The organism is Duncaniella dubosii (assembly GCF_004803915.1).
Lineage (GTDB): Bacteria > Bacteroidota > Bacteroidia > Bacteroidales > Muribaculaceae > Duncaniella > Duncaniella dubosii.
Genome location: NZ_CP039396.1, coordinates 2,639,402 through 2,656,277 on the forward strand (window position 1 = coordinate 2,639,402; position 16,876 = coordinate 2,656,277).

10 protein-coding genes and 2 pseudogenes are annotated in these 16,876 nt (G+C 48.3%); 7 read left to right on the forward strand and 5 right to left on the reverse strand.

Going from position 1 to position 16,876, the window contains the following annotated elements:
* Positions 1-174: 174 nt before the first annotated feature.
* From E7747_RS11795 to E7747_RS11805, 3 genes are all read right to left on the reverse strand, one after another.
* Positions 175-2,268 (reverse strand): TonB-dependent receptor, encoded by a 2,094-nt coding sequence (locus E7747_RS11795; protein ID WP_136416129.1) that lies wholly within the window; start codon positions 2,266-2,268, stop codon positions 175-177.
* A gap of 179 nt (positions 2,269-2,447) precedes the next feature.
* A complete protein-coding gene (locus E7747_RS11800) occupies positions 2,448-2,687 on the reverse strand; it encodes a hypothetical protein (protein WP_136416131.1) in 240 nt (79 codons plus the stop codon).
* Between the two features lie 188 nt (positions 2,688-2,875).
* A complete protein-coding gene (locus E7747_RS11805) occupies positions 2,876-3,358 on the reverse strand; it encodes a hypothetical protein (protein WP_228449147.1) in 483 nt (160 codons plus the stop codon).
* Between the two features lie 60 nt (positions 3,359-3,418).
* Between E7747_RS11805 and E7747_RS11810 the strand changes: the two genes are divergently transcribed.
* The 3 genes from E7747_RS11810 (at position 3,419) to tnpC (ending at position 5,858) form a co-directional block, all read left to right on the forward strand.
* Entirely contained in the window at positions 3,419-3,835 is a 417-nt protein-coding gene (locus E7747_RS11810; RefSeq protein ID WP_136413419.1) for a hypothetical protein, read from the forward strand.
* Entirely contained in the window at positions 3,822-4,178 is a 357-nt protein-coding gene (tnpB, locus tag E7747_RS11815; RefSeq protein ID WP_136413421.1) for an IS66 family insertion sequence element accessory protein TnpB, read from the forward strand. Before E7747_RS11810 ends, tnpB begins: the two co-directional genes overlap by 14 nt.
* Positions 4,179-4,256: 78 nt before the next feature.
* Complete coding sequence (gene tnpC, locus E7747_RS11820) at positions 4,257-5,858, forward strand: IS66 family transposase (RefSeq protein WP_136413423.1); 1,602 nt, start codon at positions 4,257-4,259, stop codon at positions 5,856-5,858.
* Between the two features lie 27 nt (positions 5,859-5,885).
* On the opposite strand, the gene E7747_RS11825 is transcribed toward tnpC, so the two are convergent.
* The gene (locus E7747_RS11825) at positions 5,886-7,112 is read right to left on the reverse strand and encodes a hypothetical protein (RefSeq protein ID WP_136416134.1); all 1,227 of its coding nucleotides are present in this window, start codon (positions 7,110-7,112) and stop codon (positions 5,886-5,888) included.
* 820 nt (positions 7,113-7,932) lie between these two features.
* Positions 7,933-10,484, reverse strand: a pseudogene (locus E7747_RS11830) (ATP-dependent Clp protease ATP-binding subunit); the annotation flags it as partial.
* A gap of 415 nt (positions 10,485-10,899) precedes the next feature.
* Between E7747_RS11830 and gyrA the strand changes: the two are divergent.
* From gyrA to E7747_RS11850, 4 genes and pseudogenes are all read left to right on the forward strand, one after another.
* Positions 10,900-13,538, forward strand: a pseudogene (gyrA, locus tag E7747_RS11835) (DNA gyrase subunit A).
* A 102-nt stretch (positions 13,539-13,640) separates the two neighbouring features.
* Complete coding sequence (locus tag E7747_RS11840) at positions 13,641-14,843, forward strand: tetratricopeptide repeat protein (protein WP_168185328.1); 1,203 nt, start codon at positions 13,641-13,643, stop codon at positions 14,841-14,843.
* Positions 14,844-15,013: 170 nt separating this feature from the next.
* A complete protein-coding gene (locus tag E7747_RS11845; RefSeq protein ID WP_136416136.1) occupies positions 15,014-15,574 on the forward strand; it encodes a DUF1599 domain-containing protein in 561 nt (186 codons plus the stop codon).
* Positions 15,575-15,602: 28 nt separating this feature from the next.
* The gene (locus tag E7747_RS11850; protein WP_228449317.1) at positions 15,603-16,871 is read left to right on the forward strand and encodes a BT_3928 family protein; all 1,269 of its coding nucleotides are present in this window, start codon (positions 15,603-15,605) and stop codon (positions 16,869-16,871) included.
* Positions 16,872-16,876 lie beyond the last annotated feature (5 nt).

Below are 16,876 nucleotides of genomic sequence, written 5' to 3' on the forward strand. Positions count from 1 at the left end.
TTCGTCAATATGCTATCGCGGATGGTTGTACATTTGATGCCGATTTGTAAGGAATGAATTGCATCGGGGTGTGGATAAGCCATACAACTCAACGACGGATTAAAAAAAAGTCAACCCCGGCAATCACTGCCGGGGTTGACTTTCCTTGATTATATGATAAAGCTGTTTGTTGTCTTATTTCATTATGGCTGAATTTCCTGCGCCCATTGTCTGCACTTCATCTCCGCGACGCACCTTCTTGCCAAAGCCGAATATATAGCTTGCCGTAAGGCTTACAAACTGATGACTGGAAGCCCCGTATTCTGTCGTGTACTGGTCAAACCATTTGCTTTCGAGCCTTGATGTCTCGGAGATCCAATTGCGACGGAAAATGTTGACAGCAGCTGCTGTGAAATTCCATGAACCGTTGCTCCATCCGACTTTCAGTTGGTAACTGGTTTTGCGCTTTACAGAAGTCGCCGTAAGGCTTTGTGATACCAACTCCCTGAAAGCAGGTGAATAATACGCCGAGACATAGAATTTGCCGATATAATAAGTAGCGTTAAGTGAAAGCGACAGATAACTGTTCGTATCGGCATATATTCCGGATATTTTCTCAAACCACATCTGCGGAGTGGCTCGAAGTACCAGTGAGCGGTTCAGCAGTTTGGCTGTTAATGACGTTCCGAAATAGAAATTCTGATAATATCCGTCATTTTCCAAAGTGCGAATCATCAGACCGTCTGGACCATCAGGCGTGAAAACAGGCACTATGCGGTTGAAATCTCTACTCCAGCCTGTAAATGCCGACAATGAAAACTTATTGTTGGGTAGCCAAGTGTAATCAAGAGTGACCTTACTTACTTTCACATTTTTCAGATGAAGGTTACCAGTCTTATACAGCAGTTCATTCTCCTGGATTATGTCAGGCGTTTTTTCAGATGCCTCAACGGGGCGTATGTTCAGCATAGCCGAGAGACTGATCTGATTTTTCTGATTAAAAGCATACTGGGAGTTGAGATTGACCAGTGGGATTAGGCTATTTGTGCGTACTCCGCTGATTTTGTTCGACTCTCCGGCAAAACCTACCGATAATTGACTGTAAAGGCAGTCTTTGGCAAAAGTGTATCCGACAATGCCGCCATAAGCGAACTGGTTGAATTCCGGTGTGGCCACAGTATTACCTGTGTATTTCACTCGATTATTATAATAAATGCCCAATATGTTAACGTCAAGAGTGTGGTATCTGTCAAAAGACTTGTTAAGCTGTATCTGCAATTCACCGGTTACTGCATCCTCTGTTGCGTCAGTTCTAATATCAGTATTGTCTGAGGCATATCTGCGGTCTGACTCAGTGTGCTGATAGAAGAATGAAGGTATGGCATTTAGCTTGAATCCTTTGCCTAAGTCAAAGTAATAATTACCTCTCCACCGAGGATAGAGATATGTCGAGTTTAACGAGTTTGTGTAGTCGCTGTTGCTAAACGCATCTGAAGAAAACACCAGTTTACCGTTATAAGAACTGTTGGGGGTGTTTAGTGCAGTGAAAAAGAAACTGTTGGAGATTACAGCCTTGTCAGATGTGTATTTGGCTCGGAACGAGGCTCCGAATTGATTTTGCTGAAAGCGGCTGCCTTCAAGTAGATTACTGCGGGTTATTTCATTGATTTCGCCATTATTATCGGGAAATCGGAACACCTGTGTTTGCTCATTCCCCGTGTGATGACGGTCGGTGTATTTATCGTTCACGCTTATGTCGTATGTCATGCGCTTGTATGACATCTTTGCGTAAGCAACGCCACTGCCGGAACCTGCCATTATGTTGCCGGTACCGGATACCTTGGCATATCCTCCGTAATTATAATGCTTCAATGTGATGTTTATCACATATTTGGCATGGTTGAAACGCGGATCGGTTGGAAAAACAAAATATTCCACTTTTTTGACGTCCTCCGGGCGTAAAGCATCTTTTTCCTCTTGCGTAGCCGGCTCCATGTCAATATAAATTGACACTTCGTCACCGCTTGGTGTCGTCACTGTGCCTCCAATCGGATTTACGTTTATCTGAGGTATAGCCATACTGCTAAGAAGATCTATTGCATTCTGTGCAGTACGCTTGCTGTTCCTGTCAGGATAATAGGTAGTGACATTGGAAGAGGTACGCTGCATCTGAGCCTCAACCACAACTTCGTTAAGTTCCAGTGCCTTCACGCTGTCAGGAGTTTCTGTCTGTGCAAATGCACACAAAGCACAGAACAGAGTGATAATGAAAATGAATATTGGTCTCATATTTATAGCGTTTTGTGATTATAGATTCTTATATTTTTGCCCATATCGTATGTATGCTATCAAGGACAGTGTTCCGATTGCAACAAGATACCAGACGATAATCGGAGGACGTTTTCCGATACAGATAAACAGACTTGCAAGAAAACAGCCGGTTGCGATATTTAATGAGTACCTTTTCATCAGTTTTCCCGGCAGATTTGGATAACATATTTTTCGGGCACATCGGGATACTCCGATTTATAGTCTGCAACCATGCGCGAAAAGATTCGAGGAAAACGGTATCCGGTAAAGAACACAATTATACCACATATTGCCGACAGAACTGCATTGAAAGGAGAGATAAGGTCGTAGTAGATGTAGCTCATTCCGTTTCCTTCAATCCATGCTGTCAGAACGAGCAAAACTGTAAGTAGTACCATATATCCCACAGTTGCGGTAAGTCCGTATTTGAACGATTGCATCATACTATTTGGTTTTGATTTACGATGCAAAATTACGTCCAATCAGCCTGACTACAAACTACAACACCTTACATCGGTCGATGTAAGGTGTTGATATTCAGATATGCCCAAAAATAAAATCTAACATTGCCTAACAAGACTCCGCATCAGGCGAAATATTTGAGGTATTCCTCTTTGCGAGGTGTCTCGCTCTTCGAAATTATGGATTTCAGGCGGGATTTATAAACATAGATATTGCGAAGGTCAGTGCCGATGAATATGCTTATCGACGGCAGTGAAAATCCACAGAAAAGATAAAGCGCGAGGCGATATTGCGAGGCCGACAATTTGGGGTAGTCAGCTTTGAAATGTTCCATCAGTCCGTTTTTGTATCCGTTGACCACATCTGTCAGCTCCTGCGTGGCGGTATCGGAACTGAAATCGTTGAGAGAGTTTTTGACATCGGCATATATACGTTTCTGTTCCTGTCCGGTCTCCCTACATTCAAAATATGACGAGGCAAGTCCGTCAAGCAGCCTGAATCGCGTTCGGAACAGACTTTCAATCTTGCCCGACATTTCTTCCTGCTGTTTATTCTTTTCAAAAAGATCGTTCTGTAAATTCTGAATTTTGAGCAGGTGTACAACCATCCGCGATAGCATATTGACGAACTCCGAAAGAGAGTTGTATCTTTGTCGACAAAAAGAATCATGGGTTATAACAAGTCTTTGTCCGATGTCTATTCAGAGACATGGACGCGTTACAAGAATCAATGCGAGACAGACGGCTATATCGCATTGAACCGTTTCTGTGCCGGTACCGGCGTCAACGTCCAGCGGCTTTATGAGTGGCTTCGGCGCCGCAAAATCAGCATAAGCGATTATCAACGCAGTCTGCCGGAGAGACCGGATTCGTCGCGGGAAGGTGGCGGGCCGTTATTCCGGGAGGTTAAGGTTCCCGGTATTCAGGTTGCGGATGAGAGCCGGGATGTCGGTGCCACCAGTGTCGTGCGTGACGTGCACATCGAACTCGGTTGGGGCCGAGGCGTGAGTCTGGGAGAGATAAGCGCGGAGGGGCTGGCGCTTCTGGTGGATGTCATGACACGCAGGAGTGATGTGGAGTCTTGAGGCGGATATGCGGCTCTGGGTATGCCGGCAGCCGGTATCGATGCGCTACGGCATCCGGGGTCTGGCCCAGATGGTGTGGTCGTGGAAGGGGCATTCTCCGGCATCGGGCGATGTGTATGTGTTTTTCTCAAAGGACCGCAAGACCATGAAGGCGTTGAAATGGGATGGCGACGGATTTTTGATGTACACAAAAAGACTGTCGCGAGGCCGTTTCCGGGAGGTGCTCAAAAAGGGCGATGACGGCGTGCGCAGGCTCCAATGGGACGATTTCTATATGCTGATGAGGGGCCTCACGCCTGTGAAGGTGATGGTCGAAAATCGCTTCAGAATGGCCGTAAAATAAGGCTTAATAATTTGTTAATCAAATAAATAAATGGCGTGGAAAGTTGCAAATGTCAGATATTTTTTGTAACTTTACACCATGAAAAAGAACGAGTTGATAGAGTTTCTGCAACGTCAGATCGAGTTCCTTCAAGGGCGGCTCGACGAGGCGTTGGCCTCTGTCAGCTCGCTTACTTTATCCAATGAAAAGCTGCAGTCGACCAACGAGAAGCTTGTGGCGACTGTAGATGAACTGCGCAAGCAAATGGCCTCAATGGAGGAGGCTATGAAAGGCAAAAGTGCGGAACTGAGCAAAGAGAAAGCCGCGCGTCAGGCAGTGCAGCGTCTGCAGGGCTCGCCGTCGGAGCGTCAGAAGAAACCGGTGACGACTCCTGCCACATCCGAAACTCGACAGCAGAAGCCAGAGAAGAAACGTACCAACAACGGCGCCAAAAGGAAGACGCATCCGGAGTGTGAGGTGGAGACCATTATAGTGGAGCCTGACAGTCCGGACTTCAATCCCGAGGCGGCGACGTTTATCGGCGAGTGCGATGTCGTGCGCTACGTCATGGAGCCGATGCGCTTCAAAAAAATTATCTACAAGGTCAGAAAATACGTGCAGGACGAGAAAATATACAAAGGTTCCGCACCCGCCACACCGCTGCTTAACTCGCAGTATACATCTTCCTTCATAGCCGGACTCGCCGAGCTACGCTATCTCCACTGCATGCCACTTGAAAATGCTGTCGAATACTTCCGTGCCCACGGCTTCGACCTTGACAAAGGCACCGCACAGAAGCTCGTAAGTAAGGTAAGGGTACATCTGGAAAATCTATACAAGGCGCTGGGTCAGGCAATAGTCGCGGACAATTATATCTGCGGTGACGAGACCTATCAGAAAGTGCGGCTGCAGGTGGCAACTCCTTCGGGAAGAAAGATCAAGAAAGGCTACATATGGGTGTTCGTCGGCATGACAACCGGGCTTGTGTACTTCTTCTATGACGACGGCTCCCGCTCGGCCGAAGTCTTCGAGCAACACATAAAAGGCTTCAACGGAGCCTTCCAGTGCGACTATTACTCGGGATACCGGCATATCGGAATCGGTGGGATGAGCGGGATAAAACGCTTGCCATGCCTGCAGCACATCAAGCGAAAGTTTCTCGATCTGAAAGACAATCCAAAGGCGCAGGAAATAGCAAAGCTCTTCGGACTCCTTTACCACTTCGAGCATCAGCACCGCATAGGCAAAGACGGATGGACGGCGGGAAAGCACCTTGAGTGGAGACAACGATACTCCAAGGTGATGCTCGAGAAAATCCGCATGAGACTGACAGCAGTCAAAGACCGCATCGGCGTGCCACCCGACGACCCGCTGCTCGCCGCCACCGAACATGCACTCAAACAATGGGACGAGATACCACGCATCTTTGCCTCACCCACCTACAGACTCGACAACAACGAAGTCGAGCGAATCAACCGCTACATATCCCTGACCCGTCGCCGACTTACAATCGGCTCCCACTCCGGAGCCGAAGCCGCCGCCCTGTACCACTCTCTTGCGATCACCTGCCACCGCTGCGGAGTCAACGTCTTCGACTACTTCTGCGACATAATCGACCGATGTGCCGCATGGCCGCCAAACACCCCGATCGAAAAATACCGCGACCTGCTTCCCGACCGCTGGAAACTCTCACAAAAATAGCCGCCCAAAACCTGGACGGCTATTTTTTTAAGCTATACCTGCTGTCGCGGACGGTTGTACGAGCAGGTCGTTGGTATGCTCTATTTTCATCTTTTTGACATACAGAGAGTAAGCCAATATAACAATACACAGAAGCATCACTATGCCGATGCTGCCCCAAACTACTTGACTCCTTCGTCTCTCGTCCTCTTGTGCTTTAAGCTCTAATTCGTGCTTTTCCTCTATAGACTTTGATTTTTGCTCAAACTTCGCAGAATTAATTGCATCCTGTCTATGGCTAAAATCCCAGTAACTGGATAATGCGCCTTCAAAGTCTTTTAGGTCTCTTAAAACGGTTACAGATATTGACAGATATCTCAGTGTGTCGAATTTTTCCCCACTTTCAAATACCGAATCGAGGTAATTCTTTGCCTTTTCATTATTTCCAAATCTATGGTATGCCAATGCAAGGATTAGCCTCAAATTTGGACTGTTGTTAGTTCCTGGGGGTTGTTTACTGAGAATTTCTGCTAATACTTTCTTTGACCCATGTCGTGCCGCATATAACAATTTATACTTGTTTAACGATTGTTGCTGGTTTTTATCGAGATTATTAAAGGTATTGCAAAGACTCAGTATGCTGTCAGCAAGCGATTTGTCATTCAATAGATTTGCGCCATTTAGAGCATTCAGCAAACAATCAAGCTCATAATAGTCGTATGAGTATTTCTTATAGATCTTTGCCGCTCTTAGATGATTTCTCGTATATGCTTCAAAATCATAAAAGTCGTTATATAAGCCGGCTTGAGCAACAAGAGCACGAGCTATACACAATGAATCTCTTACTCCGACTGTGTTGTCAAGGGCCTTTGCAAAAGTACTAAGGGCGTTGTCTTTATCCTGACGATTGTCAAATATACGACCTTGATAATAATAAGTCCTTAATTTCTCATCGGGCGTACCATTGTCAAGATAATAGTCAATTGCCGGCTGAAGGACATCAAAAGTCGTGGTGTCTATATAGTTCTTGTCAAGGGCCATCGACATAAGCAAGGCGTAACGAGCCTTCTCTTTCTTGGTTGAAAGAGTTTCTTTGTCAATACCATTCAACAGCATATAGGCTGAATCAGGATGCTGCTCCATAATCTCCTCCGCCTTGGTCAACTGACGGTCTATTTCCGGATTGCTACCACACGACACAGCCACGCTTGCCACGATAAACGCAACAAGCATAAGTAATAGAGGGCGCTTATAAATCTGTTTGCCGACAACCATATTCAGAGTCAAACTATTATAAAAATTTTTCCGGCTACGAAGTTACGAATTTTTCACGGCTTTTCAGGTGGTGTGCGTCTTCTTTTACCCAGTTCTCGGATATTAAACCGAACTGCCGGAGCCAAGGACATATTATAATATGCCTTGATAATATTATTTAACTTTGATGGGCAGTGTTATTGCCCGTTGTGCTGTTAATTTCGCCACTGAAAGTCATGAAGACTTTCAGTGTAATTTCTAAATCAGGTCAGATATGTCATTCATCATTATTATTCTCTGCGTATTCGCATGGCTCGCACAGGCTCTGAAAGATGGTGTGAATATCGATTAAAATACAGATAAGAAGAGGCAAAAAATTAACCTATAAATCGTATACTTGCTATGATTGGAATAGTTCTTTGGGCGATACTGATACTTTTTATCGTTACTTGTGCTTGTCCCGGTTATTGGACTGCACTGTTGGTCATATCCGCATCATATTTGGTCTTCTGGTTCTTAATAAAATGGCTGTTCTCGCAGATTTTGAAAATTCTGAAAAAGTAAGGGACGTGTCATTTTGAAATTTATTATGCAAGGCAGCGTGCTTGATATGATATGCGGATGTCGTTCTCTTAAGCCTAAACGGCGGTTTCAGATTCATAACGACAGCTGTACACACATAAGGATACAAGCAAGGCTGTGTCGGAACGTTTGATTTCGACACAGCCTTGTATGTGTAGGGGCAGTTGGCTTATTTGTTGTCTTCAGAAGTCACAGGGCTGTCGGTATTGCCCACAGTGTCTGCTTCGGGGAGTTCAGGGTGCGTGGAGCAGCCTTTGATGATTTCAGTGGTGAGTTCATCGTCGCCCGGTTTGTATGTCACTCTGATTTCGTCGCCGGAATGCAGCTCCGCTTCGATAATGAGCTCCGCCAGCTTGTCTTCAAGATATTTCTGGATGGCTCGTTTCAATGGACGGGCACCGAATTGAGCGTCGTAGCCTTTCTCTGCGATGAAGTCGCGGGCTTCGTTGGATATGTTGAGCGTGTAGCCGAGTTCCTTTACCCGTTTGTTGAAGCCGGAGAGCTCGATGTCGATTATTTTGAAAATGGCTTCTTTCGACAGGGGATCAAACATGATTATGTCGTCGATACGGTTGAGGAATTCCGGCGCAAAAGCCTTGTTGAGCGCTTTGCGCAGCACACCTTGGCTATATTCCTTGTCGTCGGCCGGACGCGATGTGAATCCGATGCCGCCACCGAAGTCCTTGAGCTGGCGCGAACCGATGTTGGATGTCATGATGACAACGGTGTTCTTGAAATCTATACGACGTCCGAGCGAGTCGGTCAGGCGTCCTTCGTCCATCACCTGCAGAAGCAGGTTGAACACATCGGGGTGGGCTTTCTCGATTTCATCGAGAAGCACGATAGAGTAGGGGTGACGGCGTACTTTTTCAGTCAGCTGGCCGCCTTCCTCATAACCCACATATCCCGGAGGCGCTCCGACAAGACGCGAGACGGTGAATTTTTCCATATATTCGCTCATGTCGATACGGATGAGTGTGTCGGCTGAGTCAAACATGTATTCGGCCAGTTTTTTGGCAAGGTGGGTCTTGCCGACACCTGTCGGGCCGAGGAACAGGAATGTGCCGATCGGTTTATTCGGGTCTTTGAGGCCGATGCGGTTGCGCTGGATGGCCTTCACCACTTTGTCGATAGCCGGATCCTGTCCGATTATAATGCTTTTGAGTGCCGGCGACATCTCTTTAAGTCGCTTGCCTTCTGCCTGAGCGACCCTCTGGACGGGTACGCCGGTCATCATGGCCACTACTTCAGCCACCTTGTCGGCATCGACAGTCTCACGCATTGAGTTGAGCTGCTCTTCCCATTTTGTCTTCGCATCCTGAAGCATCGCTTTTAGCTGCTGCTCCTTGTCGCGGTAAGATGCGGCTTTTTCGAAGTTCTGTGACTGTGCGGCGCGGAGCTTCTGTGCCGAGACCTCTTCGATGTGCTGTTCGAGCTGTTCGATTTCCTTGGGAACGGCTATGTTTGTCACGTGTACGCGGCTGCCGGCCTCGTCCATTGCGTCGATAGCTTTGTCGGGGAAGTTCCGGTCAGACACATAGCGTTCGGTGAGCTGTACGCAGGCATCGAGTGCTTCGGGGTATAGTTCACATTGTGGTGCTCCTCATACTTGTCTTTTATATTGTCGAGAATGATGCGTGTTTCTTCCGAAGTCGTCGGTTCGACCATCACTTTCTGGAAACGGCGTTCGAGAGCACCGTCGTTTTCGATATTCTTGCGGTATTCGTCGAGTGTTGTCGCGCCTATGCACTGGATTTCGCCGCGTGCGAGTGCCGGTTTCAGCAGATTGGCGGCATCCATCGAGCCGGCGGCATTGCCTGCGCCGACTATCGTGTGAAGCTCGTCGATAAAGAGGATGATATCTCTGTTCTTCGACAGTTCGTCGAGTATAGCCTTGATGCGCTCTTCAAATTGACCGCGATACTTTGTGCCGGCCACGATTGATGCCATGTCGAGCGACACCACGCGCTTGCCGAAAAGAATGCGCGACACCTTACGCTGGACAATGCGGAGGGCGAGCCCTTCGACTATTGCCGATTTACCGACACCGGGTTCGCCGATGAGCACCGGGTTGTTCTTCTTGCGTCGGCTGAGAATCTGGGCAAGACGCTCGATCTCGACATCACGGCCGACGACCGGATCAAGACGGTTTTCCTCGGCGGCGAGTGTCATGTCATTGCCATATTTGTCAAGCACAGGCGTGTCATTTCCTCGACGCTGGGCGGTGGATGCCTGACGTTTGCGGTCTGACTGAGGCGAGTTGTGGCTTTCAGGCGACTGACGGGGAGGCATTTCGTCATCATCGTCCTCGTCTCCGGCAAACTCGGAATTGAGTGCGGTCGGGATGTCGGCATCGGCGGCTACGAGTCTGTAGAGTGCCTCGTAGGTTATTCCTGCGCGGTTGAACGCTTCCATGAATTCCGAGTTCTGGGCATCGGAATTGTGGAATATGGCAAGCAGCAGGTGGGTGGAGTCGACCTCGTTGCTTTTCAGCATTCTTGCTTCAAGCACACTGAGCTTTATGATTCGTCCTGTAAGATCGCTGAGACTCACCTCGTTAATGCCGACCGTTCCCTGATAGCCCTGTTCGGTGGCGGCATTGAACAAAGCTTTGTCAAGGTTCTCGCGCAACTCGTAGGCTGACACTCCTTTGGCGGCACGGTCGACAAGGCGTGCGGGATCTCCTTCCATGTCTGTCAGAAGTGACAGCAACAAGTGCTCAGGCATGACATAGCGGCTGTTGTGGCGGGCCGCCTGTCTTGGAGCATCGGAGATTATTTCTTTGAATTTTCTTGAATAAACGATGTCCATATTGTTTTTTATCTTTCTTGTCTTGGTTAAGTGGTGAATTGTTTAAGCCATCGTGACAGGGATTACAGTGTGTCGGCGGCTTGTGTGAGAAGATGTGGTTTTGGTTTAATTCGTTTTTTGTGTCGGGCCACTGAAGCGTAAAATATGAATGGTTGTCATATTGTGGGGAATGGCTCCGGCGATGATTGATATAACAAAAACTGTGCCAAAGTCAGCCTTTATATTCTAATAACAATTAAAAAACATTTCTTGCTCTGCAAAGATACGATTTTTACAAAAAATTTCTTACCTTTGTCGGGAAAAATCCTTAGGATTTCATCGACTACACAAATTATAAAGAAGAAAAAGTTTTTCGAGGCCGCTTTTCCGCATTGAATTATCTCCGGGGAATATCGGCCTCCGCATTGTAAAAGCTATGATTGAAGCAGACCGCATCATTAAAATCAATATTGAAAACGAGATGAAGAGCGCCTACATCGACTACTCGATGTCGGTTATAGTGTCGCGAGCCCTCCCTGATGTCAGAGACGGTTTGAAGCCTGTACACCGCCGTGTGCTCTTCGGAATGAACGAAATGGGCAATACGTCTGACCGCGCTCACAAGAAATCGGCCAACTGTGTCGGTGAGGTTATGGGTAAGTACCATCCTCACGGCGACTCATCGATCTACGGTACGGTCGTTCGTCTCGCGCAGCCTTGGGCCATGCGCTACACCCTTGTCGACGGTCACGGTAACTTCGGCTCTGTGGACGGTGACGGCGCTGCCGCCATGCGTTACACCGAAGTCCGTCTTGACAAGCTCGGTGAAGAAATGCTCGCTGATATTGACAGTGATACGGTGGATTTCCAGCGCAACTATGACAATACGCGTGATGAGCCCGTTGTCCTTCCGACCCGTTTCCCGAATCTGCTTGTAAACGGTGCTTCTGGTATCGCCGTCGGTATGGCCACAAACATGCCGACCCACAACCTCGCTGAATCAATCAATGCCTGTGTGGCGTATATCGATGACCCTGAGATTACTATCGAGGGGCTCATGAAATTCATCCCCGCGCCCGACTTCCCCACCGGCGGTACGATTTACGGCTACAATGGTGTGAAAGAGGCTTATGAGACAGGCCGCGGACGTGTCGTGATCCGTTCGAAGGCTGAAATCGAGGTCGAGGACAATCATGAAAATATCATCGTTACTGAAATTCCTTACGGTGTAAACAAGGCCGAACTCATCACTTACATAGCCCAGCTTGTCAACGACAAGAAGCTCGACGGCATTGCCGACATCAACGACGAGAGTAACTACAAGGGCATGCGCATAGTCATCAAGCTCAAGAGCGACGCAAACGCAAGTGTCGTGCTCAACAAGCTCTATAAGATGACCCAGATGCAGGCTTCATTCAGTGTCAATAATGTCGCGCTTGTCAACGGCCGGCCGAAAACGCTCAATCTAAAGGATCTTATCGGCGAATTTGTCAGCCACCGTCATGAAGTTGTCATCCGTCGCACGAAGTTTGAGCTTAACAAGGCTCAGGAACGCGCCCACATTCTGGAAGGACTCATCATCGCTTCACAGAATATAGACGAAGTAATCAAGATTATCCGTGGAGCATCCGACACCCAGAGTGCCCGCGAGTCGCTGAAAGCCCGTTTCGGCCTGACAGACCCGCAGACTGCCGCCATCGTCGAGATGCGTCTGCGCCAGCTCACCGGTCTCGAACAGGATAAACTTCGCAATGAATACGAGGCTCTTGAGAAAGAGATTGCCCGCCTCGAACTGATCCTTTCCGACGAGCACACCTGCCGTGAGCTTATCAAGAGCGAACTTATAGAAATCCGTGACAAGTATGGCGATGCACGCCGTACGGATATCGACTATACCGCCGGTGACTTCAATGCAGAGGATTTCTATGCCGATGATGACATGATCATCACTATCTCGCATCTCGGCTATATCAAGCGCACACAGCTCAGCGAGTTCCGCGCACAGAACCGTGGCGGTGTAGGCGCAAAGGGATCAGACACGCGAAATGAAGATTTCATCGAGCATATCTATCCGGCTTCAATGCACAATTATATGCTCTTCTTCACTCAGAAGGGACGCTGCTACTGGCTTAAAGTCTATGAAATACCCGAGGGGGCGAAAACTCGAAGGGACGTGCCATCCAGAACATGCTTAACATCGAGCCTGACGATTCAGTCAAGGCATTCATCTGCACCAAGTCGCTTGGCGATGCAGATTTCGTGCGCACACACAATCTCGTGTTCGCGACCAAGAAGGGTGTGATCAAGAAGACCCGTCTTGAGGCTTATTCCCGTCCGCGTGCACGTGGTGTCAACGCAATCATCATCCGTGAGGGTGACGAACTGCTTACAGTTGAAATGACCGATGGCAACAGTGAGATTCTCCTTGCCAACCGTAATGGCCGTGCCATCCGTTTCCCCGAGAATAAGGTCCGCGAGATGGGCCGTATGTCGGCCGGCGTGCGTGGCATGACTCTTGACAATGATGACGACGAGGTTGTCGGCATGATATGTATGCCCGAGGGCACTGCCAATGATGTCATGGTGCTGAGTGAACGTGGCTATGGCAAACGCACTCCTCTTGATGCTGAAGTGACGAATGAAGCAGGTGTGACCGAGAAAGTTCCCGTCTATCGCGTGACCAACCGAGGCGGCAAGGGCGTTCGCACTATGAATATCACGGAAAAGACCGGACGTCTTGTCGCTATTGAGAGTGTCAATGACGATAATGACCTTGTGATTATCAACAAGAGCGGTATAACTATCCGAATCCATGTGGCCGACATCCGTGTGCAGGGACGTGCTACACAGGGTGTGCGTATCATTAATCTTGAGAAACGTAACGATACCATCGCATCCGTATGCTGTGTCGATTCCGATCCCGAGGAGGAAGTCGAGGAGGTAGAGGTACAGGAAGTGGTTTCCGAAATTCCTGCTGACGGAGTCCTTGCTTTCGATGACATGGATGATGAAGAGATTATCGAGGATGACGAGATTGATGAGGAAGAGCCCGATGTCAATGACGACGAAGCTTGAACCGCAACAAAATCGGAAAATCAGGTAAAACAATTCAGAATTTAATAAATTAATCCCCTAATACTAATTAAATCTATTATGAAAAAAATCTGCGTCTTAACCGTGGGACTTCTCACCGCAGCTTCCATGACCGCACAGGTGGCCGTGGTTAAGGAAGCCGAGAAAGCATTCAAGAGCGCCGATAGCTATGCAGCCTATCAGAAAGCACTTCAGGCTATCACACCTGCATTTTCAAATCCTGAAACCGACAAGGATGCCCAGACCTATTGGATTCCCGGTAAGGCCGGTTTCAAACTCTATGACGATCTTTTCGCCAAGAAGACTTTCGGTCAGGATGTAAACATCATTGACATGAGCAACGCCCTTCTTGACGGCTATAACTATGGAATGAAAGCTCTGGATGTCGATACTGTTGTTGATGCAAAAGGCAAGCAGAAGACTAAATTTTCCAAGGATATCGTAAGCCAGATTGCCGGTCATGCAAATGACTTCCTGAACGCCGGTGCTGCTTACTGGGAAGCTCATGACTACAAGAAGGCTTATGAGGCTTTCAACGACTATCTTGAAATTCCCGCCAATCCGCGTCTCGGCAAGAATGCACCCGCAGCACTTCCAGATTCGACAGCTACACAGATTATGTATAACTGCGCGCTTGCCGCATGGCAGGCTGAGATGCTCGACAAGGCTGCCGCAACATTCGACGCTCTTCTTGAAAAGGGGTATGACGATGCGAATGCGTATGACTATGCCTACAGCGTGGCATATCAGATGCAGGACGAACCCCGCAAGCTCCGCTATTCGCAGCAGGCTCTTGACAAGTTCGGTACATCTGATCCCAAATTCCTTCAGCGTGTAGTCAACAGCTATATCGAAAGCAAGGATTTCGATAAGGCCAAGACTATGCTCAACAATGCTATCGCAGCCGATCCTAACAATGCAGCCTATTATCTTTCGCTCGGAGTGCTTCTTGAACAGCAGAATGACTTCAAGGGTGCTAAGGAAGCCTATCAGAAGGCAGTGACTATTGAACCTGATGGAGCACTCAACAACCTTTATTTTGGCCGTATGCTCGTGCAGGAATACAATGATCTCGACGAGGGAGCAGCAAATATGTCACAGCAGGAATACAACAAGTATAACTATGAGACTATGCGTCCCATCATCCTTGAGGCTGTCAAGTATCTTGAAAAAGCCTATCAGCTTGACAACGAGCAGACCGATGCCCTCCGCTATCTTAAGAACATCTACTATGTTCTCAACGACGGCGACAACCTCCTCCGTGTCGAAGGTCTCCTCGGCAAGTAATCTTTCTGTCAAATTTTGCAGTCAGGTTCATGATGATATGTCCCGGATGTGTCCGGCTCTCCGTCTGACTTTGTGACTGCTGATTATAACCGCTTGAGCCGTGGCACGATTCCGGATTGACAATAAGTCCCGGAAAGTGCCACGGCTTTTATTCATCATTAACAGACAAAATGACATCAACCACATCATCAGTCCGGTCGACTCTCAGCCAGTTTGACAGTGCCCTCGGCAAATGCCGTGAGGTTTTTGTAAACAAGCTTGTCGACTACGGCGCATCTTGGCGCATCATGCGTCCACGTTCGATAACAGATCAGCTCTACATCAAGGCCAAGCGCATCCGCACGCTTGAAGAGGGTGAGGCTATGGTCGACGAGGGAATACTCGGAGAGTTCATGGCTATCGTCAATTACGGTCTCATAGGCTTGATACAGCTCCAGCTCGGTTATGCCGACGAGTCTGACATCAATCCCGGCGAGGCCACAGCCCTCTATGACCGTTATGCAGAAGAAGCGCGTCGCTTAATGGCGGCCAAGACCCACGACTATGGAGACGCTTGGCGCGGAATGAGGGTGAATTCCTACACGGATTTTATCCTCACGAAACTTCAGCGTGTCAAGGAAATCGAAGGCAATGGCGGTGCTACGACTGTCTCCGAAGGAATTGACTCGAACTACATGGATATTATCAACTATGCCGTCTTCGCAATCATCAAGCTTACTCAGGAAGCTTAACGTTATTTACCACCCGGCTTTGGTCTGGGTGTTCCGTGTCGTCATCGGCGCGGTCTTTATCGTTTCGGGTTTTGCCAAAGGTATTGACCCGTGGGGCAGCTATTATAAAATAGGTGAGTATCTTGATGTGTGGGGATGGGATATTCCGTCTGCGCTCGTGGTGCTTGCAGCCTTTGCCTTGGGTAGCTTTGAATTTGTGTGGGGATGTCTGTTGGCGTTGGGATGTTACCGCCGTGTGGCCGTGTGGCTTCTCCTGCTGATGATGGCATTCATGTTGCCATTGACACTCTATATAGTAGTGGCCGACCCGGTTGCCGACTGTGGGTGTTTCGGTGACTTTCTGATTATCTCGAATACGGCTACGTTTCTCAAAAATGTCGTCATAACACTGTTTCTGCTCTATCTCGCGGTGTTCAACAGCCGTGTCGACGGACTGTTTTTCCCCTATGTCCAGTGGGTTGTCGGCGGACTTGTGACGCTCTATATTGTCATCATATCAATGATTGGTTTCAATGTGCAGCCTCTGATTGATTTCCGACGTTTTGGACCGGAAGTCTCGCTCATTCCTGTCGACAATGACAGCGAGGATGATTCAGATTTTGAGGTGGACTATGAGTTCATATATGAGAAGGATGGCAGACAGCAGAGCTTCAGCATTGATAATCTTCCTGACTCGACATGGACTTTCGTTGACCGTAAAGTGGTCGGTGGCGGATCTGAAGAGCTTTCCGACGGATTTTCAGTCATAGCGGATGGCGAGGATATCGCCGCTGACATTATTTCGCCTGATTCGGAGCAGTTTCTGGTGACAGTCCCGGATATGCGTGGAGTCGATTTGTCATATACATATCTTCTCAACGAACTCAATACGTTTATAACCGGCCGTGGCGGTTCGATGGTGGCGATTGTCAACGGTAACGATGATGACATCGAGTGGTGGCGTGATGTCTCGATGGCCTCCTATCCGATATACAGCGCAGAGCCTACGATGATCAAGGAGCTTGCCCGTGGCCGTGCGGCAATAGTCTACCTTAAAGATGGGGTGGTGGAGTGGAAACGGACGCTTTCATCCATATCCTATCCGACGGTTACCGGCACTCCTGCCGGAGAACTGCTTTCGGTTCTTGATCCTGAACCGACCTATTATCTCTATCTGCTATCCATCACGTTTGCAGGTATAATATTCATTATAATGGTGCTTGACCGCAGCGGTCGTTTGGTTGCATGGCATATCCGCTACCACCGTCGCAGCAAACGCAGGTGGAAAGAACCAAATTCTGACGAAACGCAACTTTAATCCCC

Coding starts and splice junctions, on each gene's coding strand:
- E7747_RS11795 (WP_136416129.1), bottom strand. CDS start 2,268: ATGAGACCAATATTCATTTTCATTATCACTCTGTTCTGTGCTTTGTGT.
- E7747_RS11800 (WP_136416131.1), bottom strand. CDS start 2,687: ATGGTACTACTTACAGTTTTGCTCGTTCTGACAGCATGGATTGAAGGA.
- E7747_RS11805 (WP_228449147.1), bottom strand. CDS start 3,358: ATGGTTGTACACCTGCTCAAAATTCAGAATTTACAGAACGATCTTTTT.
- E7747_RS11810 (WP_136413419.1), top strand. CDS start 3,419: ATGGGTTATAACAAGTCTTTGTCCGATGTCTATTCAGAGACATGGACG.
- tnpB (WP_136413421.1), top strand. CDS start 3,822: ATGTGGAGTCTTGAGGCGGATATGCGGCTCTGGGTATGCCGGCAGCCG.
- tnpC (WP_136413423.1), top strand. CDS start 4,257: ATGAAAAAGAACGAGTTGATAGAGTTTCTGCAACGTCAGATCGAGTTC.
- E7747_RS11825 (WP_136416134.1), bottom strand. CDS start 7,112: ATGGTTGTCGGCAAACAGATTTATAAGCGCCCTCTATTACTTATGCTT.
- E7747_RS11845 (WP_136416136.1), top strand. CDS start 15,014: ATGACATCAACCACATCATCAGTCCGGTCGACTCTCAGCCAGTTTGAC.